This window comes from Bradyrhizobium algeriense (assembly GCF_003062295.1).
Taxonomy (GTDB): Bacteria; Pseudomonadota; Alphaproteobacteria; order Rhizobiales; family Xanthobacteraceae; genus Bradyrhizobium; species Bradyrhizobium algeriense.
Window position 1 is genome coordinate 45,281 of record NZ_PYCN01000020.1, and the last position, 25,605, is coordinate 70,885.

The 25,605-nt window shown below is 64.6% G+C and carries 24 protein-coding genes; 12 read left to right on the forward strand and 12 right to left on the reverse strand.

Annotated elements, in window-relative coordinates; all coding sequences use genetic code 11:
- The first annotated feature begins 5 nt into the window (after positions 1-5).
- Both C7G61_RS29415 and C7G61_RS29420 read left to right on the forward strand, forming a co-directional pair.
- Positions 6-767, forward strand: a complete 762-nt coding sequence (locus C7G61_RS29415) for an SDR family NAD(P)-dependent oxidoreductase (RefSeq protein WP_108520357.1) — start codon at positions 6-8, stop codon at positions 765-767.
- Between the two features lie 48 nt (positions 768-815).
- A complete protein-coding gene (locus tag C7G61_RS29420) occupies positions 816-2,237 on the forward strand; it encodes an aldehyde dehydrogenase family protein (RefSeq protein WP_108520360.1) in 1,422 nt (473 codons plus the stop codon).
- Between the two features lie 29 nt (positions 2,238-2,266).
- On the opposite strand, the gene C7G61_RS29425 is transcribed toward C7G61_RS29420, so the two are convergent.
- On the reverse strand, positions 2,267-3,196 hold the full coding sequence (locus C7G61_RS29425; RefSeq protein WP_108520362.1) for a GlxA family transcriptional regulator: 930 nt from the start codon (positions 3,194-3,196) through the stop codon (positions 2,267-2,269).
- A gap of 180 nt (positions 3,197-3,376) precedes the next feature.
- Here C7G61_RS29425 and C7G61_RS29430 point away from each other — a divergent pair, with 180 nt between their 5' ends.
- A complete protein-coding gene (locus C7G61_RS29430; RefSeq protein WP_244608520.1) occupies positions 3,377-4,192 on the forward strand; it encodes a dienelactone hydrolase family protein in 816 nt (271 codons plus the stop codon).
- 1 nt (position 4,193) lies between these two features.
- Here the strand turns inward: C7G61_RS29430 and C7G61_RS29435 are convergent, their stop codons facing one another.
- Genes C7G61_RS29435 through C7G61_RS29465 form a run of 7 tightly spaced genes read right to left on the reverse strand, consistent with a single transcriptional unit; the run spans position 4,194 to position 11,991 of the window.
- On the reverse strand, positions 4,194-4,721 hold the full coding sequence (locus tag C7G61_RS29435) for a MarR family winged helix-turn-helix transcriptional regulator (protein WP_108520367.1): 528 nt from the start codon (positions 4,719-4,721) through the stop codon (positions 4,194-4,196).
- An 18-nt stretch (positions 4,722-4,739) separates the two neighbouring features.
- Positions 4,740-5,468: an SDR family NAD(P)-dependent oxidoreductase gene (locus tag C7G61_RS29440; RefSeq protein ID WP_420836804.1), complete on the reverse strand. Its 729-nt coding sequence runs from the start codon at positions 5,466-5,468 to the stop codon at positions 4,740-4,742.
- 12 nt (positions 5,469-5,480) lie between these two features.
- The gene (locus tag C7G61_RS29445; RefSeq protein WP_244608521.1) at positions 5,481-5,993 is read right to left on the reverse strand and encodes an aromatic-ring-hydroxylating dioxygenase subunit beta; all 513 of its coding nucleotides are present in this window, start codon (positions 5,991-5,993) and stop codon (positions 5,481-5,483) included.
- Between the two features lies 1 nt (position 5,994).
- A complete protein-coding gene (locus C7G61_RS29450) occupies positions 5,995-7,308 on the reverse strand; it encodes an aromatic ring-hydroxylating dioxygenase subunit alpha (protein ID WP_108520372.1) in 1,314 nt (437 codons plus the stop codon).
- A gap of 11 nt (positions 7,309-7,319) precedes the next feature.
- Positions 7,320-8,285 carry a PDR/VanB family oxidoreductase gene (locus C7G61_RS29455; protein ID WP_108520375.1) on the reverse strand — a complete coding sequence of 322 codons (966 nt, stop codon included), beginning with the start codon at positions 8,283-8,285 and terminating at the stop codon, positions 7,320-7,322.
- 2 nt (positions 8,286-8,287) lie between these two features.
- Complete coding sequence (locus C7G61_RS29460; RefSeq protein ID WP_108520378.1) at positions 8,288-9,832, reverse strand: indolepyruvate oxidoreductase subunit beta family protein; 1,545 nt, start codon at positions 9,830-9,832, stop codon at positions 8,288-8,290.
- Entirely contained in the window at positions 9,829-11,991 is a 2,163-nt protein-coding gene (locus C7G61_RS29465) for a thiamine pyrophosphate-dependent enzyme (RefSeq protein ID WP_108520380.1), read from the reverse strand. Before C7G61_RS29465 ends, C7G61_RS29460 begins: the two co-directional genes overlap by 4 nt.
- A gap of 278 nt (positions 11,992-12,269) precedes the next feature.
- Here C7G61_RS29465 and C7G61_RS29470 point away from each other — a divergent pair, with 278 nt between their 5' ends.
- The 6 genes from C7G61_RS29470 (at position 12,270) to C7G61_RS29495 (ending at position 18,162) form a co-directional block, all read left to right on the forward strand.
- The gene (locus C7G61_RS29470) at positions 12,270-13,442 is read left to right on the forward strand and encodes an acyl-CoA dehydrogenase family protein (protein WP_108520383.1); all 1,173 of its coding nucleotides are present in this window, start codon (positions 12,270-12,272) and stop codon (positions 13,440-13,442) included.
- Positions 13,443-13,482: 40 nt separating this feature from the next.
- Positions 13,483-14,457, forward strand: coding sequence for a cupin domain-containing protein (locus C7G61_RS29475; protein ID WP_108520386.1), 975 nt, complete (start codon positions 13,483-13,485; stop codon positions 14,455-14,457).
- Between the two features lie 10 nt (positions 14,458-14,467).
- On the forward strand, positions 14,468-15,379 hold the full coding sequence (locus tag C7G61_RS29480) for a fumarylacetoacetate hydrolase family protein (RefSeq protein WP_108520388.1): 912 nt from the start codon (positions 14,468-14,470) through the stop codon (positions 15,377-15,379).
- Between the two features lie 9 nt (positions 15,380-15,388).
- Entirely contained in the window at positions 15,389-16,033 is a 645-nt protein-coding gene (locus C7G61_RS29485) for a flavin reductase family protein (protein ID WP_108520390.1), read from the forward strand.
- A gap of 63 nt (positions 16,034-16,096) precedes the next feature.
- Entirely contained in the window at positions 16,097-17,188 is a 1,092-nt protein-coding gene (locus C7G61_RS29490) for an NAD/NADP-dependent octopine/nopaline dehydrogenase family protein (RefSeq protein ID WP_108520392.1), read from the forward strand.
- Positions 17,185-18,162, forward strand: coding sequence for a 3-hydroxybutyryl-CoA dehydrogenase (locus tag C7G61_RS29495; RefSeq protein ID WP_108520394.1), 978 nt, complete (start codon positions 17,185-17,187; stop codon positions 18,160-18,162). Before C7G61_RS29490 ends, C7G61_RS29495 begins: the two co-directional genes overlap by 4 nt.
- Positions 18,163-18,184: 22 nt before the next feature.
- On the opposite strand, the gene C7G61_RS29500 is transcribed toward C7G61_RS29495, so the two are convergent.
- From C7G61_RS29500 to C7G61_RS29515, 4 genes are read right to left on the reverse strand one after another with little or no spacing between them, the layout of a single operon-like run.
- Entirely contained in the window at positions 18,185-18,898 is a 714-nt protein-coding gene (locus tag C7G61_RS29500) for an ABC transporter ATP-binding protein (RefSeq protein WP_108520397.1), read from the reverse strand.
- On the reverse strand, positions 18,895-20,664 hold the full coding sequence (locus C7G61_RS29505; RefSeq protein ID WP_108520399.1) for a branched-chain amino acid ABC transporter ATP-binding protein/permease: 1,770 nt from the start codon (positions 20,662-20,664) through the stop codon (positions 18,895-18,897). The genes C7G61_RS29500 and C7G61_RS29505 overlap by 4 nt, the downstream gene beginning before the upstream one ends.
- Entirely contained in the window at positions 20,661-21,704 is a 1,044-nt protein-coding gene (locus C7G61_RS29510; RefSeq protein WP_108520401.1) for a branched-chain amino acid ABC transporter permease, read from the reverse strand. Before C7G61_RS29510 ends, C7G61_RS29505 begins: the two co-directional genes overlap by 4 nt.
- A gap of 39 nt (positions 21,705-21,743) precedes the next feature.
- Positions 21,744-22,892, reverse strand: coding sequence for an ABC transporter substrate-binding protein (locus C7G61_RS29515; RefSeq protein WP_108520542.1), 1,149 nt, complete (start codon positions 22,890-22,892; stop codon positions 21,744-21,746).
- A gap of 140 nt (positions 22,893-23,032) precedes the next feature.
- Here C7G61_RS29515 and C7G61_RS29520 point away from each other — a divergent pair, with 140 nt between their 5' ends.
- The 3 genes from C7G61_RS29520 to C7G61_RS29530 all read left to right on the forward strand — a co-directional run bounded on the left by C7G61_RS29520 (position 23,033) and on the right by C7G61_RS29530 (position 25,588).
- Positions 23,033-23,857 carry an alpha/beta fold hydrolase gene (locus tag C7G61_RS29520; protein WP_108520404.1) on the forward strand — a complete coding sequence of 275 codons (825 nt, stop codon included), beginning with the start codon at positions 23,033-23,035 and terminating at the stop codon, positions 23,855-23,857.
- A gap of 492 nt (positions 23,858-24,349) precedes the next feature.
- Positions 24,350-25,150 carry an aspartate/glutamate racemase family protein gene (locus tag C7G61_RS29525; protein WP_108520406.1) on the forward strand — a complete coding sequence of 267 codons (801 nt, stop codon included), beginning with the start codon at positions 24,350-24,352 and terminating at the stop codon, positions 25,148-25,150.
- 9 nt (positions 25,151-25,159) lie between these two features.
- Complete coding sequence (locus C7G61_RS29530) at positions 25,160-25,588, forward strand: organic hydroperoxide resistance protein (RefSeq protein WP_108520408.1); 429 nt, start codon at positions 25,160-25,162, stop codon at positions 25,586-25,588.
- Positions 25,589-25,605 lie beyond the last annotated feature (17 nt).

Consider the following 25,605-nt stretch of genomic DNA (forward strand, 5'->3'; position numbering starts at 1 on the left):
TGTAGATGACTGCTATTGAAATTCCTGCGCTGTCGATTCCAAAAGTTGCGCTCGTCACCGGCGGCAACAGTGGCATCGGCAAAGCGACGGCGGCGCGGCTTGCCGCCATGGGGTCAGCTGTCGTGGTCGGCTACAACAGCCGCCGCGGGCAGGCCGAAGAGGTAGCCGGGGGCTTGCAAGGCCGCGGGCATCTCGCGATGCGCATCGCGATCGACGATCCGGTTTCCATCTGTGAGGCTGCGGCGGCCGTGGAGAAGCAGTACGGGCGGCTCGATGTGCTGGTCAATTGCGGAGGCGCCACCACCCCTGTGCCCGCCGCCGATCTTGACGGACTGACGGACGATATCTTCGACCGGACCGTTTCGCTCAATCTGCGCGGACCATTCGCCATGGTTCGCGCCTTCCGTCCCTTGCTGGAACGCGGCAGCGGAGCGGCCATCGTGAACATCTCGTCGATTGCGGCGCGCACGGGTTTGGGCAGCAGCCTGGCATACTTGGCTGCAAAGGCGGGCGTCGATGCGCTCACGATCGCGCTCGCGAAAGTACTGGCACCGAAGATCCGCGTGTTCTCGGTTTCGCCGGCCGGTGTGGATACGGATTTTGTCGCCGGCCGGAGCCGCGAACAGTTGCAGAAGATTGCGGAAAAATTGCCGCTGGCCCACGTCACCACGCCCGACGATGTCGCAAGGGCGACGGTAGCCTGCATCGTCAACCTGACCAGCTCGACGGGAATTGTGGTGCCGGTGGATGAGGGCAGGCACCTCTAGAAACACACTGCAGACGGTAGCGCGGCGTAACGTCGTGGACGGGAAACAATGGAAAAATTGAAATTCTACATCGACGGCGCCTGGGTCGATCCAGCCACCACGCCTTCAACCCTCGGAATAGTCAACCCTGCGACGGAGGAGACATTCGCGCAGATCAGCCTTGGCTCGAGGCTGGACGTGGATCGGGCCGCCAAGGCGGCGCGCCGCGCTTTCGCGACGTATTCCGTAACTGATGTCAAAGCGCGTCTGTTCTGGCTTGAGAAGATCATCGAGGGCTTTAGGGCGCGTCTGCCGGAACTGGCGCGGATGATGACCCTGGAGATGGGCGCCCCCATCACGTTTGCCACCGAGCGCCAGGCAACCGTCGCGCTGTTTCATTTCGAAGAGGCTGCGCGCGTGCTTGCGAACTACAGGTTCGAGGAGCGGATGGGGAACGGGATCATCCGCCGCGAGCCGATCGGTGTCTGCGGACTGATCACGCCGTGGAACTGGCCGTTGAACCAGGTTGCCTCCAAGGTCGCGCCGGCGCTCGCCACCGGCTGCACCGTCGTCCTGAAACCCAGCGAGATCGCGCCGCTCAGCGCGATGATGTTTGCGGAGATCGTCGACGCCGCGGGTGTCCCGGCGGGCGTCTTCAATCTCGTCAACGGAGACGGGCCTACGGTAGGCGAGGCGATGGCCGCCCACCCCGAGATCGACATGGTGTCTTTCACCGGGTCGACGACGGCCGGCGTAAGGGTGGCCAAGCTTGCGGCGGATACGGTCAAGCGCGTCGCGCAGGAACTGGGCGGCAAATCCGCCAATATCATCCTGGCCGATGCCGACGTGAAAGCTGCCGTGATCCAGGGCGTTCACGCCTGTTACACGAACGGCGGCCAAAATTGCCAGTCTCCGACGCGCATGCTTATCCCTCGCGCGCAGCGGGACGCGGCATTCGCGGCGGCGCGTGAGGCTGTCGACACGATCCGCTTAGGCGACCCGCTCGATCCGGCGTCCACCATGGGGCCGCTGGTGAGCCAGGCGCAGTTTGAGAAAGTGCAGGACCTCATCCAGTCCGGCGTTAAAGAAGGGGCGACGCTGGTGGCCGGCGGAACGGGGCGGCCATCCGACGTCAACCGCGGATATTATGTTCGCCCGACGGTGTTCGGTGACGTGACGCCGCACATGAAGATTGCACGTGAGGAAATCTTTGGCCCGGTGCTATCGATCATGAGTTACGACACCGAGGATGAGGCGATCGAGATCGCCAATGACACGCCGTTCGGATTGGCGGGTTTTGTGCAGTCCAGCGATCCTGATCGCGCTCGCACCGTCGCCAACCGCATCCGCGCCGGGCGCGTCTATCTCAACGGTGCGCCGTTCGACCGCAGCCTGCCCTTCGGTGGCTACAAGCAGTCCGGCAACGGGCGTGAGTTCGGGGTGTTCGGATTTGAGGAATATCTCGAGGTGAAGGCCATACTCGGTTGCTGAGGCTGGCGCATCGCGAGCGAAGGAGACGCTCAGGCGGCGGGACGGAAATGACCGGGCGGATGTTTCGTATCGCGCCGGATCAGCCGGCGAAGCGTGGAAGGCTCCGCATAACCGACCTGCCGCGCGATCTGCTCGACCGACAGGCGCGTGGTCTCAAGCAGGAATCGCGCGGTCTCCAGCCTGATCCGTTGCACGAACTGAATCGGTGAGACGCCGCATGTCGCTGCAACTCGCCGGGCGAATGTCCGTGGCGCCAGCGCGACGGCTTCGGCAAGTTCCTCGATCGCAAAGTCGCGCGCGATGTTGTCGCGCACCCATTTCTCGGCCTTGGCGATCCTGGGGTCCTGGCTCGCCAGATAGGTGATCGCCATGAATGGTGCCTGGGAGCGCCGCCCATCCAGCAGGAGATAGTTGGCGCAGGCTTTCGCCAGGCCTGGTCCTGCAAACCGGCCGACGACCGCAAGCATTAGGTCCATCTGCGCCATGGCTGCGCCGCCGGTTGCGATCGGCCAATCGGCGACCACCATCTGCTCCGTCAGCAGTTCGACGGCGGGATAGCGCTGCCGGAACAACGGCGCGAACCACCACGTTGTGGTCGCCCGCCGGCCGTCGAGCAAGCCCGTCTCCGCCAGCAGGAAGGTGCTCGCGCAGGACGCAGCGAGCATGGCACCCCGTCCGTGCGCCCGCCTCAGCATGTCGCCCGCGTGCCGGCACGCCGGGCTCTTCAACTTCACGTCCAGTGCGTCCGCCGTCGCCGTGCCAAGACCGGGAACGATGACGAGTTCGATTCCGCGCAGGTCGACGCTGCTGCGGCGGGATCCGCAACGCACCGTCGTAACCTTGAAGGGCGGAACGCGCTTCGCAGCGCTGATCCGGTTGGCCGTTGCCATCACGTCGTGGGTGATCGCCGCGCTCGAGGCCATGCACCCCTCGATCTCGACAACCGCGATTTTGGTCATGTCAAAAAATACCTGATAAATGTCATTTTTGACACTAGCCCGCCGGCCTCGAAATCGCAATGATATCTGTGAAGACTGCCCGGAGAGCCTTGGCTGCAGGCATCTTCGGCCGCTGCGCTGCGGATCCTGTCTGAGTATTCCATCGACCAACAAGGAATTGCGCCGATGCCGAAACGGTCCATGAAACAGGACGATCCGCTTGAGGATTTCACGCGCCGCGATATCACGCTCGATGGCGTAAGCAAGGTCGTGCAGGTGGCCGGCGCAGGGCCTGCCGTCATCGTGATGACTGAGATGCCGGGTATCAGCCCGCATGTCGCGCGGTTTGCCCGCTGGGTCCGCGACGCCGGCTTCACCGTCTACATGCCGTCGCTGTTCGGCCGCGATGGTGCCGTTCCAGGCGCGGAGGAAGGCGCCGCGATCTTTCAGCGCGCCTGTGTGAGCTCCGAGTTTCGCGCTTTGGCCGCAAACGAATCCAGTCCGGTGACAAAATGGCTGCGTTCGTTGGCGCAATTTGCCCATGGCGAGTGCGGCGGTCCCGGCGTCGGCGCCATCGGGATGTGCTTTACGGGAAATTTTGCGCTGACCATGATGCTCGAACCGTCGATGCTGGCGCCAGTGCTCTCGCAGCCGTCGCTGCCGCTGAACAACCCGGCAGGCATTGAAATCGCACCCGACGAAGTCAGGGCCGTTCGCGAACGGCTCGACCGGGAAGATCTGACGGTGCTGGCCTATCGCTTCGCGGGCGACAAGTTCTGCATGGCGCAACGCTTCGCGGCCTATGCGGAGGCGCTCGGTGATCGCTTCATCGGGCGGGTGCTTCCGGACGGTGCGGCGAATACCGATCTTGCGCCGTTCTTCGAGCGCCACGTCACGACCCCGCACAGCGTCGTCACCGCGCACCTGATCGATGAGGCCGGCCAGCCGACGATCGCGGCCCGCGACGAGATACTGGCGTTCTTCAAGCGCAGGCTCGCGCCTTCGCCTGGGGTTTAAGTCAGGAATGCTTGTCGAGGCGTCGCTTGAGCAGCGTCAAATGTTGCAACAGATCCGACTGCGCGACGGGCGACAGTTCGCCGATCAGAGCAATCACCCATTCCTCATGCCGGCGCGCCATCCGGCTGAATTCCCTGGCGCCTTCCTGCGACAGGCGCAGGCGGAAGGTGCGGCGGTCCTCGGAATCGACCTCGCGATGGATGAAGCCATCAGCTTCCAGCTTCTGCACCAGCGCGGTGATCGCACCGTTTGAAACCATCAGGAGGTCCGAAACTTCGGACATGGTCGCGCCCGCCGGCTTGCGCGTGAGCTGCGCCAGCAGGTCGAAGCGGGCCAGTGTGGTGTTGAACTCCTTGCGCAGCCGCGCGTTCAGCGCCTTCTCGATCCGGGTGGCGCAGGAGAGCAGCCGCAGCCAGATCCGCAATTCCAGATGCGCGCCGTCGGATTCATGCGCCGGCTCGACCGGCCGCAACGCTTGCCCGCGTGCGCGCTTCGGGGATCGGGCCTTTCGCTTGACTGTGGCATCCATGGCTTGGGTCTCACCGGGCTAGATGGAAATCGATCCGATGCTGGCTCCGCCGCAGACATACAGCGTCTGCCCGGTGATGAAGTCGGCATCAGGTGAACTGAAGAAACTGACCGCGCGCGCGACGTCGGCGGATTTTCCGAGGCGGCCGAGCGGAATCGCCTGCGCCAGCTTCTTTGCTCGTTCGGATTCCGGCGACATCACGCTCTCGAACATCTCGGTATCTCCGATCGGGCCGGGGGCTACGACATTGACGGTGATGCCGAAGGGGGCAAGCTCCAGCGCCCAGGTCCGCGCCATGCCGATGATACCGGCCTTGGTCGCCGAATAGACCGTGCGCGTGGCGGCCCCCAGCGCGGCGCGCGACGACAGCAGCACGATGCGGCCGAAGCGCGCCTGCTTCATGCCCGGCAGCGCCGCCTGCGCCAGCGCAATCGCGGCGCCGAAATGCAATTGGGCCAATGCGCCGACGTCCTCGTCGGCGACCTCTTCCAGCGGCTTGGCGCGGATCGCGCCGGCATTGTGCACGACGTGGGTGATCGCAACCTTCGCAGCGATCTCGTTCGCCGCCTGCCGCGTCGCAGCCGCATCGAGCAGGTCGACCTCGCGCGAGGAGAGCTTTGGATGGCCCCAGTCGGGCTTGCGCCGCGACAGCGAGATCACGTCATAGCCCTCGGCCAGGAGGCCGCGGGCGATCGCCGCGCCGATGCCGGTATTGCCGCCGCTTACGATCGCCGTGTGGTGGACCACGCTCATTCTCCGTCACATAAAGAGCTGGATGTTGCCGAAGGCAGCATCGCAATTGATCAGGTCGACGCGCTTCAGCTTGATCCTCAGCTTGCCGTGTTCGACGCTCAGATGATGTGTCGCCCAGGCCGCATAGAGCGTCTGCTCTTCCAGGCGAGTCTCCACATAGTGCATCGCCGTCCAGGTGACATAGCTGTTGGCGGCGGCGTCGCGCGAATCCACCTGCGGTGTCTGCAGCACGTGATGGCAGCGGCTCTTCGGCTTCTGGCTGAAGGTCCGCGCGCCCTTGAGCCGCTCAACCCGGATCGAGAGCAACAGCTTGTCCTCGTACATCAGCGAGCAGGTCAGCCGCGGATCGGTTTGATTCCATTCCAGCGGCATCCAGTAGAAGGCGTCGTCGGCGTACATGTCGAGCCATTCGTCGAAACGCTGCTGGTCGATCAGCCGCGCCTCGCGAACGACGAAGTCGATCAACTCCTGATCGGTGGGGACCGCATTCTTGAGGGGAGCCTCGGCGAGCATGCTCATGTCACATCCCCATCGTCATGAACTTGGACCAGGCCCGGAACTGGTGGCGCATCGGCCATTCGCTGGTCCCGTTGACCGCCACATTGGTCTGTCCGGCCTCGTCGGGGCTGTAGAGGCGCTGCAGGTTCACCCACTCATTGCCGTTCGAATGCAGGCCTTCCTGCGCGCGCTCATACATTTCGAGGTCGTCATGGCCGACGATGGAGGTCGGCGCATTGATCAGCCGGTTGTACATCAGCGTGCGCTCCAGCAGCATGTCGGGCGCGTCGACGAGCTGGAAGGTCCAGGATTCAACCAGCGTCTTGTTGGCCGCGATCGGCTTGAAGTGCCGCAACAGCTGGATCGGACCCTTGATCATGATGTTGGGGAAGTAGACCGTGTTGTGTCTGTTTTCGTCCAGGATTGCCTTGGCCCGGGCCTCGCCATACGCCGCCGTCATCTTCTCGAAATAGCCGGGCACCGCCGAATAGTCCGAGTGGATCGAGTGGTGCACGCCGGTGTGACCGTGGCCGTTGTCCCAGATCCGGATGCCCATGTTCTCGAAGAATTCGTACGGGCTCATGAACGGCGCGATGATCTCTACCGCCATCGGCTTCTTTGTACCGGGAGGTGCTTTCTTCCAGACCTCGACCACGGTTCCGGCCGAGGATTCGTGCGCCACCATGGGATGGCAGGTGTCGGTCTGGTTTTCGACCAGCATCTTCCAATTGCAATTGTGCATGTAACGCAGCACGCCGCCGGCGACCTTGAGCTGGCCGGCCGGCGAACGGTCGATCATGTTGTCGAAGCTCGACAGGCTTTCGCCGAAGAACTCCTCGAAATCGAGGCCGCCGTCGTTGATCTTGGCGAACACAAAACCGCGATAGTTGCGGACATGGCGCACCGGCGCCATTCCGCTCGCCGCACGGCTCTGTTCGAAGCCTGTATTCTCGTAGCCCTTCTTCAGGGGGATCGCGAGCAGTGAGCCGTCGGTCTTGAAGCTCCAGGCGTGGTAGGGGCAGCGGAAGAACTTTCCGGTGTTGCCGCAGGTCTCGGACGTGATGCGCGTGCCCTTGTGGGGGCAGCGGTTGTGCAACACGTGCACCTTGCCATCGGTATGGCGCACCAGCAGGACCGGCTGCGTGCCGATCGTGGTGCCGAAATAATCGCCGGGATTGGGGACCTGGCTGTCGTGGCCGACATAGACCCAGCTGTTCGGGAACATATGCTCCATTTCGAGCTGGAACACCTCTTCGCTGACATAGACGTCGCGGTGAACTTCCTGCTCGCGGACCAGCGCGCGAAGCGCCTCGGCGTTGCCGGCATATCGGGTCATGCGTTCCTCCTTCACAGGTCGAGCACGAGTCGCTTGGTTTTCGCGCGCGAAATACAGATCTGCATCACCTTGTTCGACGCCTTCTCGCTTTCGCTCAAGATGTAATCGCGATGATCGGGAATACCCTCGACGACAGTGGTCTGGCAGATGCCGCAATCGCCGCGCTTGCAGTCATGCATCGGGTCTTCGCCGGCCTCGAGCAGCACGTCGAGGATGGTCTTGCCGGCAGGAATCTCGAAGACGCGTCCGCTGCCCTTGAGTTCGACCTCGAAACTGGTATCGCCGGACTTCTCCTCGGGCGCGGTGAAGATTTCGAAATGCAGCCGCCCCTGCGGCCAGTTCATCTGCTTGGCCAACGCGATGGCAGCCTCGATCATCGGCAGCGGTCCGCATAAGTAAAGCGGCACGTCGGGCGCGAGCCGCGTCATCAGGCCTTCGAGATCGAAGAACCGGCCGGCTTCGTCGTCGGCGTGGATGGTCGCGCTGGCGCTGGCCAGCCGCTCGATATCGCCGAGAAAGGCGAGCTCGCTGCGGCTGCGTCCGGCATAATAGAATGAGAACGGCCGCTTCGCCGCGCTCAATTCGCAGGCCATGGCCAGCAGCGGCGTCACGCCGATTCCGCCGGCGACGAGTGCGACTTCGCCCGCGCCCGCTCGAAGCGGAAAATTGTTCGCCGGAGGCGAGATCGTCAGGCGATCGCCGGTCTTGAGGCCGTGCATGAAGTTGGAGCCGCCGCGGCTCTTGCTTTCCTGCAGCACGGAGATGCGATAGGCGGTCGGATGTTCGGCGGCCGCACGCGGCGAAATTGTCTCGATCAGCGAGTAGGAACGCCGGCCGACATCTGGCAGGTGGACGTCGATATGGGCGCCGGGAGCCCAGCCCGGCATCGGGGCGCCGTTGGCGCGCACCAGCACGAATTCGCGAATTCGCGGCGTGAGCGCCTCGGCCTTCGACACCACGACCTCGAATTGATCCATCCTCAGGCGTCCTCGAACAATGTCTCGACGGTGCGCAACGCGCCGTCGAGTTCAGCGCCATCGGCGTCCTTCAGCGCCACCTTGATCAGCCGCTGCACCCATTCGGCAGCATCGGGCCGGCCGGCCAGACGCTCGGACGCCAGCATGACCTTGTCGAATTTCGATTCACCGCGGGAACGCGTGTCCGAGTAGCCGCCGACGAGACGGCGCGCCTCGCACACGGCGGTCGCGAGCGCTGTATCGTCAGCGGCGAACTTCCGGACGCGTTGCACCCATTGATCGAGATGGCGCATCTCTCGCGAATGCCGCAGCATGCGCCGACGGAATCGCCGCAAGCCTGCCACGCAGTACAGCATCAGGAACGCCGAGGGTGAGGTCGTGCGCAATTTTCGTCCACGATCAATGAGCCGGGCGAGCCCTTTGCTACGCTCGACCTTTTCGCCGAGCCGCGGCGGCAGCAACCCCGCCATTTCCTCGATCCGCGGATGGAAGAACTCGGTGATCCCGAGGATCTGGTCATCGCCGGCCCGCGCCTCGCGGCGCACGCGGTCGAACCGCCCCGCGCGGGTCTTGAGATCCGCCACCCGGATGACGTCATCATAGGCCATCGCGATGGCGAGATATTTTGCAAAGGCCTGCATCAGCCCGATTGCGTCGCGCGGCATCGCTTCCAGCCGGTCGAGATATTCACCGCCATAGGCGACGTCCTGATAATCGACCACGCGCTGCAGGCCGGCCGCGACGATGCCGTGTATCTCAACCGGCAACTGCCGCGCCCGCGCGACCAGCGCGTCGTAATCGGTATGACCGATCGGTTCAAGGCGCGGAAAGCGTTTGGCGAGCGGCGGTTTTGCCGTCGGCTTGATCTTGGGATCCTGCTTGAGCGTGGCAACCGCCCGCTCGCGGCCGGCGGTGAAGGCGCGCAGGCTGGCATCCACGCCGACGCCGGCTGAGCGGATCGTTGCCTCAAAATCCTCGGTCGTAAAGGGCAGGGCGCCGGAACCCGCGAGCGCACCGAACAACACCGAGGAAACCACGCTGCCGGTGGCATCCGCAATCTCGGACATGTCGAACGCGATGAAGCGGTTGGCGGCGACATTGGCCGCCTCATAGACCTGCGACGCGTCGGCGGTGCCGTCGCCGGGCGCGGTCTTCTCGCTCACGGCCAGCGAGCGGTGCGAGGAGCCGATCAACAACGTGCGGTCAGGCGAGACCAGCCCGCGCAGGATGGCGCGGCCGGCCTCCATCAATTCGGCGCCGATCACGATGTCGACCTTGCCCGGCGCCGGCATCATCGACAGCACGGGGTAACGATCCGGCTTGCCGGCGTCGGGCGCGATCATCTCGATGTAATAGATGGTGGCGCCGGTGCGCTGGGCGACGCCGGGCACCGAGGTCGATTGCGCGAACCAGCCGCGCCGCTCGGCCAGCGCCACGATCCAGTCGACCAGCACGCCGCCGCCCTGGCCGCCCATCGCGAGCACCGCGACGGTGATGGGGCGAGCCTGACTGAGCGCGATGGAGGAGGGGGCGACTGAGACGTTCATGCCGCCTCCTGCTCGAATGTGACCCGCCGCCCCGCCCGCCAGCGCTGCAACGCGCCGATCATCCGTTGCCAGATGCGGTCGAGCCGCGCTTCGAAGGCGGTCGGGTTGGAAACGACGTCGGCGCGGTAGAAGGAGGGACACAAGACGGCAGCGTCCGCGACCTCGCCGCAATGGCCGCAGCCGACGCAAGTATTGTCGACGGCGGCGACCGGGTTGTCCTTGAGGGGATCGCTGGTCGGCTTCACCGACAGCGACGGGCAGCCGGACAGGCGGATGCAGGCGTGGTCGCCGGAGCAGGTGTCCTCGTCGACGCCGAAGCGCTCGCGCACGACGCGCTCGCCGCGCTTGGCGGCGGCCGCCACCAGCGGCTTCACGCGCCGCTGCTTGTTCAGCATGCATTCCGACGAGGCGACGATGATCTTCGGCCCCTTCTCCTCCGTCGTCAGCGCCTCGCGCAGGGTGTCGCGCATGCGCGTGACGTCATAGGTGCGGTCGATCTGGCGCACCCACTTGGCGCCGACGCCCTTCACCGCTTCGACGATCGGATGCTTGGTCGAGCGCGAACGGTTGTCGGCGCGCGAAGAGGGGATGTCCTGGCCGCCGGTCGCGGCGGAATAATAATTGTCGACCACGACGATCACGCCGTCGTGCTGATTGAAGACGGCGTTGCCGACGCCGCTGGTTAGCCCGTTATGCCAGAAGCCGCCGTCGCCCATCATCGAGATCGAGCGCTTGCTCGCCGGAACGTTGAAAGCCGAGGCCGATGCAGGACCGAGTCCGTATCCCATGGTGGTGGCGCCGATATTGAACGGCGGCAGGATCGAGAACAAATGGCAGCCGATATCGGCGGCGATGTGATGCGGGCCGAGCTCCTTTTCCACGAGCTTCATCGCGGAAAAGATCGGCCGCTCCGGACAGCCGGTGCAGAAGCCCGGTGGTCGCGGCGGCACCACGTCGGCCAGCGCGCGGATCTTGTCGTCGACCTCGACACGGTCGATGTTCGGCGCGCGTGCGGCATCGGGAAGCGCGTCCGCGCGCCATCGGCGGATGAAGGCACCGATCGCTGCGCCCATGACCTGCGCGGTGTATTCGCCGGCCATCGGGAACAGGTCCTTGCCGTGCAGCTTGGCCGGAATGTCGGCGTTGCGCAGGATCTTGTGCAGCGCCTGCTCGATGAATTCGGGCTGGCCCTCCTCGACCATCAGCACGGCCTTCTTAGCCCGGCAGAAGTCGATCACCTCGCGGTCGACGATCGGGTAGGTCACGTTCATCACATAGAGCGGCACGCGCGTCTCGCCCCAGATATCGGCAAGGCCAGCCTCGCGCAGCGCGGTGATGACGCCGTTATACATGCCGCCCTGCATGATGATGCCGATGTCGTCGATATCGCCGTCAAACGTCTCGTTCATGCCGCGGGCGTGGATGAATTCGACCGCCGCAGGCCAGCGGTGCTCGATCTTCTCCTTTTCGTGCAGGAACGAGGCGGGCGGCAGCACGATACGGTTGGTGTCGCGCGACGGCGCATCGAGCGCGCGGGAAAGCGGAAAGGCAGGGCGGACGTTGTCGCGGGTGGCGAAGCGGCCATGGACATGGCAGGCACGTATCCGCACCTCCAGCATGACGGGCGTATTCGACGCCTCGGATAGTTCGAAGGAATCGTGCACGGCCTTGACGATCGACGCCACGTTGGGCCGCGGATCGACCAGCCAGAGTTGTGACTTCATCGCAAAGGCGTGCGAACGCTCCTGCATGATGGAGGAGCCTTCGCCGTAATCCTCGCCGATGATAATGAGCGCCCCGCCGGTTACGCCGCCCGAGGACAGGTTGGCGAGCGCGTCGGACGCGACGTTGATGCCGACCGGCGCCTTGAACGTGACTGCGCCGCGGATCGGATACATCACGGAGGCGGCAAGGGTGGCCGCCGCCGTCGCCTCGCTGGCGCTGGATTCGAAATGCACGCCGAGGTCGGAAAGGATATCCTGCGCGTCCGACAGCACGTCCATCAGATGCGAGATCGGCGCGCCCTGGTAGCCGGCGACATAGCTGACGCCGCATTCGAGCAATGCCTTGGTGATCGCGAGGATGCCTTCGCCGCGAAATTCCTGGCCGGCGCCCAGCTTCAGGTCCTCCACCTCGCGCGCGAAAGAGCGTTCTGCCATGCTCGCCTCCTCGGCCTTGCGGGGAACTCCGGACGACCGAATATAATTTTAGACATCAAACAAAAATGATGTCAATCAAACTTGCGGGTTTGGGCACGGCAAAACATCCTTCGCGAATCTATCTGCAGTTTTGTAGCCTATTTCGCAGGCTTTGTGCACAGCCGGCCGGCTCTGGCACCAGATCGGCTCGCTTGACAGGATATTTTAGCCATGAAACATTATTGGCACGCGTCGCGCTTGGTGGCGTACGCTAAAAGCGGCCTTTGCGGGAGACTGACATGACCCCGGTTTCGCAGTTGCGCGGGCCGTCTCGCGAACATCTCGCGTGGCCGTTCTTCGATTCCCGTCACGGCGAATATGCGGCAGTGCTCGATGCATTTGCAGCCGGTCTTGGCGATACGCACGGCGGCGACGTCGACGGGACTTGCCGTTCGCTGGTTCGTAGCCTTGGCGCTGCAGGATTGCTGGAGGCGTCGGTCGCGGGCGATCGGCCCGATGCGGTGATCGATTCCCGGCTGATCTGTCTGGCCCGGGAGACGCTGGCCTGGCACAGCGGGCTCGCCGATTTCGCCTTTGCGATGCAGGGACTTGGCACCGGGGCGGTGGCAATTGCCGGCTCGCCTGAATTGCGCGCGCTGGTGCTGCCGAAGGCGCGGCGCGGCGACTGGGTCGCGGCCTTTGCCCTGTCGGAGAAGGAAGCCGGTTCCGACGTTGCCGCCATGGCCTGCAGCGCGCGGCGCGAGGGCGACCACTATATCCTGGATGGCGAGAAGACCTGGATTTCCAACGGCGGCATCGCCGACGTGTATACGTTGTTTGCGCGGACCGGCGAGGCGCCGGGTGCGCGGGGCATTTCGGCTTTTGTGGTGCTGCCGGATGATCCCGGGTTCTCGATTGCCGGCCGCATCGACGTGATGGCGCCGCACCCGCTGGCGACGCTGCGTTTCGATTCGTGCCGGATTCCGGCGGCGCGGCTGTTGGGCTCGCCGGGCGAAGGTTTCAAGATCGCGATGCGCACCCTCGATATCTTCCGCGCCTCGGTCGCAGCCGCGGCACTTGGCTTTGCCCGCCGCGCGCTCGATGAGGCGACAGCGCATGCGCGGAGCCGGCGGATGTTCGGCGGCGTGCTGGGCGACCAGCAATTGACGCAGGCGGCGCTTGGCGACATGGCGGCGGGTGTCGACGCCAGTGCGCTTCTCACCTATCGGGCGGCCTGGCGGCGCGACGTGCAGAAAGCTTCCACGACGCGCGAAGCGGCGATGGCGAAGATGGTCGCGACCGAAACCGCGCAAGAAGTGATCGACCGCGCCGTGCAGATGTTCGGCGGCCGCGGCGTGCGCTCCGGCGAGATGGTCGAGCAGCTCTATCGCGAGATACGCGCGTTGCGCATCTATGAAGGCGCGACCGAAGTCCAGAAACTCATTATCGGACGCGACGTCCTGAAAGCCTAGCTGCGGGCGTCCAGTCGCGTCCTGCCACGGGAGTTAAGAAATGTTCGAGTTCTTGCAGCCGCCCGGTTGGGCCAAGCCGAGCGGTTATGCGAACGGCATCGCCGCCCGCGGCAAGATGATCTTCGTCGCAGGCCAGATCGGCTGGAACGAACAATGCAAGTTCGAGTCCGACGATCTGGTGGCTCAGATCGGCCAGACCCTGAAGAACGTCGATGCTGTGGTGCGTGCCGGCGGCGCGGGGCCCGAGCATATCGTGTCGATGACGTGGTTCCTGCTCGATCGTAAAGAATATTCGGCGCGCATCGTCGACGGCCACAAGATGACGCTCGGCGCCAACGATTTTGTGCTGACGCCGAACGGCACCTGGCATGAACACGGCGTCTCCAGCGACGGCACGCCCTGCATCTGGCAGGACGGTCTCGACATCCCGCTGGTCAATACGCTCGAAGCCAATTTCTATGTGGTTCACCCCGATCTGCAGCAGAGCGTCGGCTATCCCGTCGACGACATGACGCACACCTGGGGCAATCCCGGCCTGCGTCCGGCGGGGGCCGAATGGTCCAAGGGATATTCGCCGCTGTTGAAATATGAGTGGGGTCCGACCTACGAGGCGCTGCAGCGCTACGCCAAGGCCACCGACGGTTCGCCGTATGACGGCGTGCTCATGAACTATGTGAACCCGGTGACCGGCGATCCGGTGATGCAGACGATCGGCGCGTCGATGCAGATGCTGCGGCCGGGCGAGAGCACGCGCGCGCATCGTCACACCGGCAGTTTCATCTATCAGGTCGCCAAGGGACGCGGTCACTCCATCATCGATGGCAAGCGCTTCGACTGGAAAGAGCGCGACATCTTCTGTGTTCCGTCCTGGGCCTGGCATGAACATGTGAATGCCTCCGCCAGCGAGGACGCCTGCCTGTTCACCTTCAACGACCTGCCGGTCATGCACGCGCTCGGGCTCTACCGCGAGGAAGCCTTTGGCGACAATGGCGGCCGGCAGCCCCTCGTATCCTAGGAGAGAATCAGTGCGCCTCGTTACCTATCGCAGCACAGTTGAGGCTGCCGCCCGTCTTGGCGCCGTCGTCGGCGATCTGGTCGTCGACGTTGAGAAGGTTGGCCAGCATGTCGGGGCTTCCCTTCCGTCATCGATGCTCGACTTTATCGATCTTGGGCCGCCCGCGCTGGCAGCGCTCAAGAAGATACTGAACGAGGGCAAGGATCATTGGCCCGTCGGCGCCGCATTGCCGCTGGCGAATGTCAGGCTGCTGGCGCCGATCCCGCGTCCGCGCAAGAACATTTTTGGCATCGGCCTCAATTATGTCGAGCACGTCGCGGAGTCGTCCCGCGCCCTCGACACGGCAAAGGACCTGCCCAAGCAGCCCATCATCTTCTCGAAGCCGCCAACCAGCGTGATCGGGCCTGACGAGGCCATCCATCACAACAAGGCGATCACGCAGCAGCTCGACTGGGAAGTCGAGCTTGCCGTCGTGATGGGACGGACCGCACGGCGGGTGTCGGAGGCGGAAGCGCTCGGCTTCGTGTTCGGCTACAGCGTGATGATCGACGTCAGCGCCCGCGACAATCGCCGCGCCGGCCAATGGATCTACTCCAAGGGACAGGACACCTACGCGCCGTTCGGGCCGTGCATCGTCACGGCGGATGAAATCACCGATCCGCACGCGCTCGATCTGTGGCTGACGGTGAACGGCGTCGAGAAGCAGCGCTCCAACACGCGCCACATGCTGTTCAAGGTGCCGCTCCTGATCGCGGACATTTCGGCCGCGATGACGCTGGAGCCGGGAGATATCATCGCGACGGGAACGCCCGAGGGCGTCGGCGCCGGTCGCTCTCCGCAGGAATGGCTGTGGCCGGGCGACGTGGTGGAAGCGGAAGTCACGGGCATCGGCCGGCTGCGTCATCCGGTGGTGGCGATCTGAGAGGCCGGCATGATCTTCGACATGGAGACGCTGGAAGCGCAGAACCGCTACAAGATCCTGACGGCCACGGTGACGCCGCGGCCGATCGCCTGGATCACCACGCTCTCCGCGAGCGGCGTGATCAATGCCGCGCCGTTCAGCTTCTTCAACGTGATGGGCCATGAGCCGCCCACGGTCGCGATCGGTCTTCTAGCGGGCTCGGAACGCTTCAAGGACACGGCGGCGAACATCCTCGATACCGGCGAGTTCGTCGTCAACCTCGTTGGCGAAGCCAACGCCGAGGCCATGAACATCACCTGCATCGATGCACCGCCCGAGATCGACGAACTAACACTGGCTGGGTTGACGCCGGCTGCCTCGCAGTCGGTGCGTCCACCGCGTATCGCGGAATCGCCGGTGTCGTTCGAATGCCGGGTGCTCACGTCGCTGGTGACGGGGCCCCGGCAGACCGCCGTGATCGGCCGCGTGGTCCGCGCCCATGTCGATGATGCGGTGATCCTGGACAAGGAGCGCTGTCACATCGATACGCAGGCGCTGCGCCTGATCGCCCGCATGCACGGCAGCGGCTGGTATGCGCGCTCCACCGACCTGTTCCAGATCGATCGTCCGAGCTGGGTGGCCTGGCAGGAAAAGAACAAAGCGGGGCCCGCGTAGCATTTTCCCTTTCGTGGCAGGATTCACATCGAACCGGCCGGCCAACAAAAAGCGGAGGACATCTTGAAGATTGCAGTGTTGAGTGGGGGCAACGGTTCGTTTGCGGCTGCCGGCGACTTCGCCTTGGCCGGTCACGAAGTCAGGCTGTGGCGGCGAAATCCGGGAGATGTCGAGGCGCATCGCGCGCAGGGCGGCACGATAACGGTCATCGATCGGGCGGGGCGACGTGATATCAGGCTGGCCATGATCACGTCTTCGATCGCGGAAGCGATCGAAGCGGCCGATCTCATCCTGTGTCCAGCGCCGGCCTTCGCGCAGCCCGCAATCGCCCAACTGGCCGCGCCGCATCTGCGCGACGGCCAAGTCGTGTTTCTGCCGCCCGGCACGTTCGGCTCCTACATCTTTGCTCGCGCGGCAAAAGACGCCGGCAACCGCGCGGAGATCGCAACCGCGGAAACTGGAACGCTGCCATGGCTTGCGCGCAAGCAGGGCCCTTATGCGGTGCGTATCTCGGGCAGAGGCGCGCGGCTGCCGACCGGCGTGTTTCCATTGCGCCTTGCCAAGCACGCGCTGGGCGTGATCGAGGCTGCGTTTCCGAACGCCATCGAGCCATGCGGCGATGCGCTGTCGGGCGCGCTGATGAATGCCGGTCCGATCATCCATCCACCGCTGATCACCATGAATGCCGGCCCGATCGAGCATTTCGACAAGTGGGATATCCACAAGGAAGGAACCCAGCCGGCGATTCGCCGCGTGACGGATGCGCTCGATGCCGAACGCATCGCCATCCGCGAGGCGCTTGGCTATGGCGGGCCGCACTTTCCCCTTGCGGATCACTATTCGAAGGATGGCGAACCCTGGATGTATGCGCGCGACGCGCACGACCAGCTTACGGATTCCGGCGATTGGTCCGAGCGCCTCGTTCTTGTCGAGCACCGCTACATGCTGGAGGATTTGCGTCTTGGCCTGTCGTTCCTTGCTTCAGTGGCTGGCCTCGTCGGCGTGCAAACACCGCTGGTTAGGGCGTTCCTGGCGATCGGCGCCGCCATCACCGGCGAAGATTTCGCGGTGACGGGCCGGAGCTTGGCGTCGCTCGGCCTCGGCGATCTCGATCGGGCCGCGTTGCAGACTCTTCTGAACGAGGGTTTTCGATGAAACCAGTTATCGGATGCCTCGGCGCCGGCCGAATGGGCCGCGGGATTGCGGTGGTATTCGCGTTTGCCGGCCATCAGGTTGTCGTCGTCGACTTCAAGGAACGGGAAGCGTCGGCATTTGAGGCGCTGGCAGCCGAGGCCAGGGCGGAGATCCGCTCGACGCTCGAGATCCTATCACGCATCGATCTGCTCCCGCCGGGGCTTGTGCCCACGATTGCCGAACGGATCAGGATCATGCCCCGGCAGGAGGCGGATGCGGTGCTGCCGCGTTGCGACGTCATCTTTGAGGGGGTGCCGGAAATCCTGGGCTTGAAGCAGGCCGCGCTGGCCGAGACCTCGCGGCTGGCGGGCGAAGGCCCGATCATCGCGTCGACCACGTCGACGATACTGGTCGACGATCTCGCGGGATCGATCGAACACCCCGGCCGCTTCCTCAATGCGCATTGGCTCAATCCGGCCTATCTGGTGCCGCTGATCGAATTGTCGCCCGGGAGGCTCACCTCGCCGGAGGTCACGGCGCGGATGAAGACGTTGCTCGAAGGCATCGGCAAGGTGCCGGTCGTCTGCGCGGCGCGGCCGGGCTTCATCGTTCCCAGAATCCAGTCGCTGGCGATGAACGAGGCCGCCCGCATGGTGGAGGAGGGCGTCGCCTCGGCGGAGGATATCGATAAGGCCGTCATTTACGGCTTCGGTTTCCGCTTTGCGGTGCTCGGCCTGCTCGAGTTCATCGACTGGGGCGGCGGCGATATCCTGCATCATGCCAGCCGCTATCTGGTCGAGGCGTTGGGCGACAGCCGCTACGCCGCACCTGACATCATCGCGGCGAATATGCGCGAAGGACGGATCGGCATGAAGACCGGGCAGGGATTCATGAACTACGAAGGCGTCGATCAGGCGGCCTATCGTGAGAAGCGTCTTGCGGCCTTTGCCGCGGCGCTGCGGGCCATGGGGCTGGCGCGCGAACCTGTCGTGTGATGCAGGAGCCGCGCGCCTCGCGTCAGTGGCCGCCCAGATAGGCTGCGATCAGCTTCGGGTCGTGGATCAGCGTGTCCGCCGGACCGGACTGGATGATCTCGCCGGTTTCCAGCACATAGCCGTAATCCGCGGTCTCCAGCGCGGCGCGGGCGTTCTGCTCGACGAGCAGGACCGAGACGCCGAGGCTTCGCAGCGAGGCGATGGTGCGGAAGATTTCGCGGACGATGAGCGGCGCGAGGCCGAGACTGGGTTCGTCGAGCACCAGGAGTTTCGGCTTCGCCATCAGCGCGCGGCCGAGCGCCAGCATCTGCCGCTCGCCGCCCGACAGCGTGCCGGCGGCCTGCTTGCTGCGCTCCTTCAGCCGGGGGAAACGGTCGAACACGTCGTCGAGGCTTTTGCGCGTCGTTGAGCGGTCACGCAGGCTGTAGGTGCCGAGCAAAAGGTTGTCGGCGACCGACATGTCGGCGAACAGTTCGCGCTTCTCGGGCACAAGGCAGAGGCCGCGCTCGACGCGGCCCTCGACATCGATCCGCGCCAGATCAGTGCCTTGGAACACCATCCGCCCCGTGGACTTCAGCAGACCGATGGCGGCCATCAGAAGGGTAGTCTTGCCGGCGCCGTTCGGGCCGATCACGGTCACGATTTGCCCTTCTTCGACCGACAGCGAGACATTGCGCACGGCTTCCACCTTGCCGTAGCCGACCGACACATCCTCGATCGAGAACATCTGCGTCACGCGACACCTCCGAGATAGGCTTCCTGGACGCGGGCGTCGCTGCGGATCGCCGCCGGTTCGCCCTCGCAGAGCTTTGAGCCGAAATCGAGTACGACGATGCGGTCGACCAGCGACATCACGAACTCCATGTCGTGCTCGACCAGAAGGATGGTCAGGTGGTCGGCGCGCAGCGACCGCAGCAGTTCGGCAAGCTTGAGCTTTTCCTGGCGGCGCAGGCCGGCCGCCGGCTCGTCGAGCACGAGCAGCGTTGGATCGGCTGCGAGCGCGCGGGCAATTTCGAGCACGCGCTGATTGCCGAGCGGCAAATTGCCGGCGAGCTCGAACGGCTTGTCGCCGAGCCCGACCCGTTCGAGCTGCCGCAGCGCTTCGTAGCGTGCACTGGCCTCTTCCGCCTGGTTGAGGCGCAGGGCGCCGGCGAAGAGGCCCGTCCGGGTGCGCGAATAGGTGCCGAGCAGCACGTTGTCGAGCAGCGTCATGCGCGGGCGCAGCTTGACGTGCTGGAAGGTGCGGGAGATTCCGGCGCGGGCGATGTGAAACTGTTGGTCGCGGGTGATCGAGCGGCCCGCGAACGCGATCTCGCCGCTGTTGGCGCGCAGCGCTCCCGTGAGCAGGTTGAACATCGTGGTCTTGCCCGCGCCGTTCGGCCCGATCAGGCCTAGAATTTCGCCGGACTTCACGTCGAAGCTGACATTGTTGACGGCGACGAGACCGCCAAATCGCCGCTGCGCGCCGCTGACCTTGAGAAGCAGCGTGCCGGGCGCCGGCTGCTCGCGGCGCGGCAATGGCGTCGCCGCTTGCGGACGGGACTGTTTCAGGTCCGGCAGAAAACCTGCGAGGAACGGGACGATGCCCTGCCGGGCGCGTTGGAGGAACAGGATGAACAGCGCCGAGAACGCCACGATCTCGAGCTGGCCGGAGGCGCCCTTGGCGATCAGCGGCAGATAGTCCTGCACGCTGTTCTTCAGCAGCGTGACGATTGCCGCACCCACCACGCCGCCCAGAATGCTGCCGGCGCCGCCGACCATCGCCATCATCAGATATTCGATGCCCATGGCTGCGTCGAACGGTCCGGGGCTGACGAAACGGCCGAGATGGGCATAAAGCCATCCGGACAGCGCGCCAAGGAACGCGGCGATGACGAACGTCACCAGCTTGATCTGGAATGCGCTGATCCCGAGGCTTTCGACCAGCGTATTTCCGCCGCGGAGCGCGCGCATGGCGCGGCCGATGCGGGAGTCGAGCAGATTGTAGCAGACGAAAAGAACCGCCACGACGATCGCCCAGATCAGGAAATAGATCTGCCGGCTCTCGACCAGCGCGACCGGGCCGATCGAGATCGGCGGAATGCCCGAGATGCCGTTATGTTGACCGAGGCCATCGATGTTGCCGAACAGGAACGCAATCGCCAGTCCCCAGGCGACCGTGCTCAATGACAGGAAGTGGCCGCCCAGACGCAACGTCACGAAGCCCAGGATCGCGGCGATGCTGCAGGTCAGGACGACGGCCAGCACAAGCCCGAGCCAGGGCGAATAGCCGTTCACCGCCGTGACCCAGGCGGTTGAGTAGGCTGCGACGCCGACGAAGGCCGCCTGGCCGAACGAGACAATGCCGCCGACCCCGGTCAGCAGCGCGAGCCCGATTGCGGCAAGCGAGTAGATGCCGATGTAGTTCAGCAAGGTGATGCTGAACGGATTGAGCACGAAGGGCGCCGCCACGAGGCAGGCGATCGCCGCGGCAATGATGAGACGGATCTGCTGCAGTGTCATTCCTCGACTTCCTCTTCGGAATGCTGCGAGACGAACGAGCGCCAGAGCAGGACGGGGATCAGCAGCGAGAAGACGATGACGTCCTTCAAGGTGCTGCTCTGGAACGAAGCGAAGCTCTCGATAATGCCGACGCCGAACGCGCCGAGCGCCGCGCCCGGATAGCTGGCCATGCCGCCGACGATGGCGCCGACAAAGGCTTTCAGGCCGAGCAGGAATCCGGAGTCGTAGAAGATGGTGTTCACCGGCGCGATCAGGATGCCGGAGACGCCGGCCATCAGCGATCCCAGGAGATAGGCGATGGTCCCGGCGCGCGCCGGGCGGATTCCCATCAGCCGGGCGCCGGTCCGGTTCAGCGCGGTCGCGCGCAACGCCTTGCCGATCAGTGTGAAGTCGAAGAACAGAAACAGCAGGCCGCTGAACACCAGCGCGGCGGTGAGGATCAGTACCGTCTGTCCGGAAACGTGAACGCCGGCGATCTCCATCGCCATCGACGTCAACGGCTCGGTCCTGACGCCTTCGGGGCCGAAGAACAGCAAGCCAAGTCCGACCAGCGCGAAGTGAAGCGCGACCGAGACCGTCAGCAGCAGCAGAACCGAGGCGTCCGCGATCGGGCGGAACACGATCCGGTCCAGCAGCGGCGAGATCGGCATGATCAACAGCAGCGCCAGCACGATCCGGACCGGCATCGGCGGATTGAAGCGCATCGTCAGCCAGACGATCCCGACGACAATCAAGGGCAGTACGAGATAGCCGAGGACGGCCTTCGGCACCGCGCGAAACTCGCCGGCGCGCGCCAGCGAGACGACCTCCATCACGCAGGCCATGCACGCCAGCACGACAACCAGCCCGACCGTTCCGGGAAGCTGCCTGGCATCGAGCGCCGCCAGTGTCAGCGCCGTGAAGGCTGCGATGTCGCCGAACGGAATGAAGATCACCCGCGTTACGGTGAAGATCAGCACGGTTCCGATCGCCACCAGGGCGTAGACCGCCCCGGTGGCTATTCCGTCGATCGCAAGGATCGCTGCGATGTCTGCCGTCATGCTGTCGGCCGTCCTTCCGTGTTACGCCTTAGGCTTCGCTCAGGGCTGGTAGGTCCAGGCGCCGTTGACCAGGCGGACGATCACCAGCGCGCGCTCGTCCACGCCGTGGTAGGCGCCGGCCTTGAAGTTGTAGACCGCATGCACGCCCGAGAGCTCCTTGGTGTTGAGGATCTCGTCGCGCATGGCCTTGCGGAATTCGACGGTGCCGGGTTTGGCGGTCTTCAGCGCGCGAGCGGCGGCGGTCGTGAAGATCATCCAGCCGTCGAAGGAATAGGCCGAGAATCCGTCCGTGGTCGGGACGTTGTTGGCCTTCAGGAAGGCGGCGCGGAATTCGAGCGCAAGCTTCTTGGCGAAATGGCTGTCGGGAAGCTGCTCGGCCACGATGACCGGGCCGGCCGAGACCTGAATGCCTTCCGCGGATTTGCCGCCGACGCGCACGAAGTCGGGATTGACCAGCGCGACCGTACCGTAGGTCTTGCCCTTGAAGCCACGCTCGCCGAGCGCCAGCAGCGGCAGCGCGCCCTGTGTACCCGATCCGCCGATCAGCACGGCATCCGGACGCACCGCGAGAACTTTAAGGATCTGGCCCGTGACTGACGTATCGACGCGCGCGTAGCGCTCATTGGTCAGCACCTTGATGCCGTCCTCGGCTTCGACAGCCTTGGCGCCGTTGTAGACGAGATCGCCCCAGGCATCGGAGAAGCCGATATAGCCGATATTCTTCATGGCATCGCGCTTCATGCGATCGGCGACGACCTTGACCAGCAGCGAGGCGGGCTGCGGAACGGAGATGCCCCACTGGTCGGCCGGGTTGGGCTGTCCGATCACCGGGGAGACGGCGATCATCGGCACCTTCAGTTCGGTCGCGACCGCCATCATCGCGATGGTCGAAGGTGCCGTTGCGGTGCCGATCAGGAGATCGACCTTTTCTTCCTCAATGAGCTTGCGCGCGTTGCGGGTCGCGGCAGAGGGATCGGAGCCGTCATCGAGCTGGATCAGCTTGATCTTCTCGCCGTTGACCTCGCTCTTGTATTCCATGGCCGCCTGGATGCCGCGCCCATACGGGATTCCGATCGAGGCGCCGGGTCCACTGAGCGACGTCACGAATCCGATCGTGATATCGGCCTGTGCGGTCGAGGCCGCGACGAGGCCGCCGATGAGTGCAGTCAAACTCAACATCTTGCGCATTGCATTCCCCTTGGTTGAAAACAGCCGCGACCTGAGCGAGATGTCAGCATGGATCGAGGTCGGACCAGCACGATCGATGCCGCAGTTGTCGTCGAAGCCCGGCGCAGGCATGATCCCCGCGTCGGCATGGGAGTTATGAAATGAGCGTCACTAGAGCCGGTTCCAATGTCGAGCGCCGCTTCGTCACGACGCCTCTCGGTCGCATTCACGTCGCCATGGCGGGAACCGGTTTTCCTGTTCTCCTGCTGCATCAGACGCCGCGCTCGTGGGACGAGTATCGCGATGTGCTGCCGCTGCTCGGCCGCGATTTCCGCGCGATCGCGATGGACACGCTCGGCTTCGGGGATTCCGCTTCGCCTGCCGGCGACCCGTCGATTGAGCTGTGGGCCGAGGGCGCGTTCGCGCTGCTCGATGCGCTGGAAGAACCGCGCGCCGCGATCGTCGGCCATCATACCGGCGCGGTGATCGCGGTCGAAATGGCTGCCTCTGTGCCCGCGCGCGTCAGCGCCCTGGTGCTCTCGGCGTGTCCTTTCGTCGATGCGGCGCGCCGGGCCAAACACCACGGCACGCGCGTCATCGACGATGTGGAAGCACGTACCGACGGCGCCCATCTCACTGAGCTCTGGGCGCGCCGGCAACCGTTCTACCCCGCTGATGATATCGATCTGCTGCAGCGCTTCATGGTCGACGCCCTGCGGGCCGGCGAGATGGCGGCGGAAGGCCACCGGGTGGTGAATCGCTATCGGATGGAAGACCGTCTGGGGCAGATCCACTGTCCCACGCTGGTCATTGCTCCGACGGGCGATCCGCACGTTCATCCGGTGGCTCCGAAGGTCGCTGGAGCTATCGAAGGCAGCATCTTGCGCGAGCTCTCAGGAGGCATGGTGCCGCTTCCCGATCAGATGCCGGAGGCTTTCGCCGGCCTCGTCCGCGATTTCGTTGCCGCTCAGAGATCCGGAAACTAAAACGCCCCGCTCGACCGCGGCGAATGGGAATTCGCCCGCAGCGCCTGCTGTTCCGAGGTTGATGATCTCAGCCACGAGTGATGAGCCTTTATCAACGCAACTACCAATGCAACATACGCCCGCCCAAGCGCCGCTGCCTGCCAATTGTTTAAAGCCTAAAGTATTTCTTGGCCGAAGGTCAATACGCCAGATTCGTGCCTCGCGGAAAAAGTTTGCGGCGGCGCGTGCGGGCGCGAAGGCTGAATTCACCTGTGCAAAAGGGTGAGGCGCTACCTGCCTGTCCTTTCGGCACTCGATCTTGACGCGCGCGGAGAGCATCGGCACGCGGTTCAATTGACGCCAAAATTATTTTGTGGTTGAAATATTTCGGTCGATCGAATGGCGCCACGCTCCGGCAGGCATTCGCAGCGACCGGCATGTGCGTGTCGTCAGCCCACTCAGGTTGCGGAGGTTCGAGGACCGGCACGCGCGCCCGTGAACAGGATATCCGCTGTGCGCATCTTCTGGCAGAGCTTCGTCGACCAGGCTACGAGCGCGCCCTACATGGCGCGGCTTGCGGCCTATCTGAACGATATCGCGGCGCCCGGCACCAGCGTCCATGTCGAGGGCATCACGCCCGCCGATCGCGACTTCGGCCGCCTGAGCGAATTTCGTTGCGCGATCCAGGCGGTTGACAACGGGCTCTCGGCGCAGGAGGACGGTTTCGACGCCTATGTCATGGGCCACTTCCAGGATCCGGGATTGTACGAGCTGCGCTCCGCACTGACGATTCCAGTGGTCGGGACGGGGGAGGCGACGCTGCTCGCGGCCTCGCAGCTTGGGCGGCGGCTCGGCCTTGTCACGCTCGATGCAGCGTTCGAGGTCTGGCATTACGAGCAGGCAGATCGCTACGGGCTTTCCGGCCGCGTGGTGCATGTCACCGGGATGGGTTGCCGTCCGGAGGATTTCAGCGCGGCGTTCGCTGGCGACGCGGCGGCAAGGGCGCGCATGCTGGCCGACTTCGCGGCCTGCGCGCAGCCGCTGGTCGATCGCGGCGCCGATGTCATCATTCCGGCCGGCGTGTTGCCCGGCCTCCTGATTGCGAGCGAGCATGGCTTCAAGATCGGTCATGCGCCCGTGGTGAACTGCGCAGCGGTTGCGCTCAAGAGCGCCGAGATGTGGGTGCAGTTGCAGCGCCTCAACGGCACCGAGCCGAGCCGCGGTCCGAGCTTCGCGCTGGCCAATGATCGCGCCCGCCAGGATTTCCGCGCCACCGTAGCGCGCTCGCAGGCCGACAAACCAAAGACCTCTTGAGGACAAGACATGCTGCAGCCAGACAAGATTCTGTATGAAGCCGAAGTAACCGCGACCGGCGGGCGCGACGGTAAGGCCGCGAGCGAGGACGGTCTTTTGTCGGTGTCGCTGTCGCTACCGAAATCACTGGGCGGCCCGGGCGGACCGGGAACCAATCCGGAGCAGCTTTTCGCCGCCGGTTATGCCGCGTGCTTCCTCGGCGCGGTAAAACTCGTCGCGCGCACGCGCAAGATCACGCCGTCGGCGGAACCGACCGTTACCGCCAAGGTCGGCATGGGGCCGGTCGCGGTCGGCTACGCGCTCACCGTTGAGCTCAAGGTACTGTTGCCCGGGCTGGAGAAATCCGTCGCCGAGGAAGTCGTTGCCGGCGCCCACGAGCGCTGCCCTTATTCCAACGCAACGCGCGGCAATATCGACGTCAAGCTGACCGTACTCTGAGCGGCTCACAGGAACCC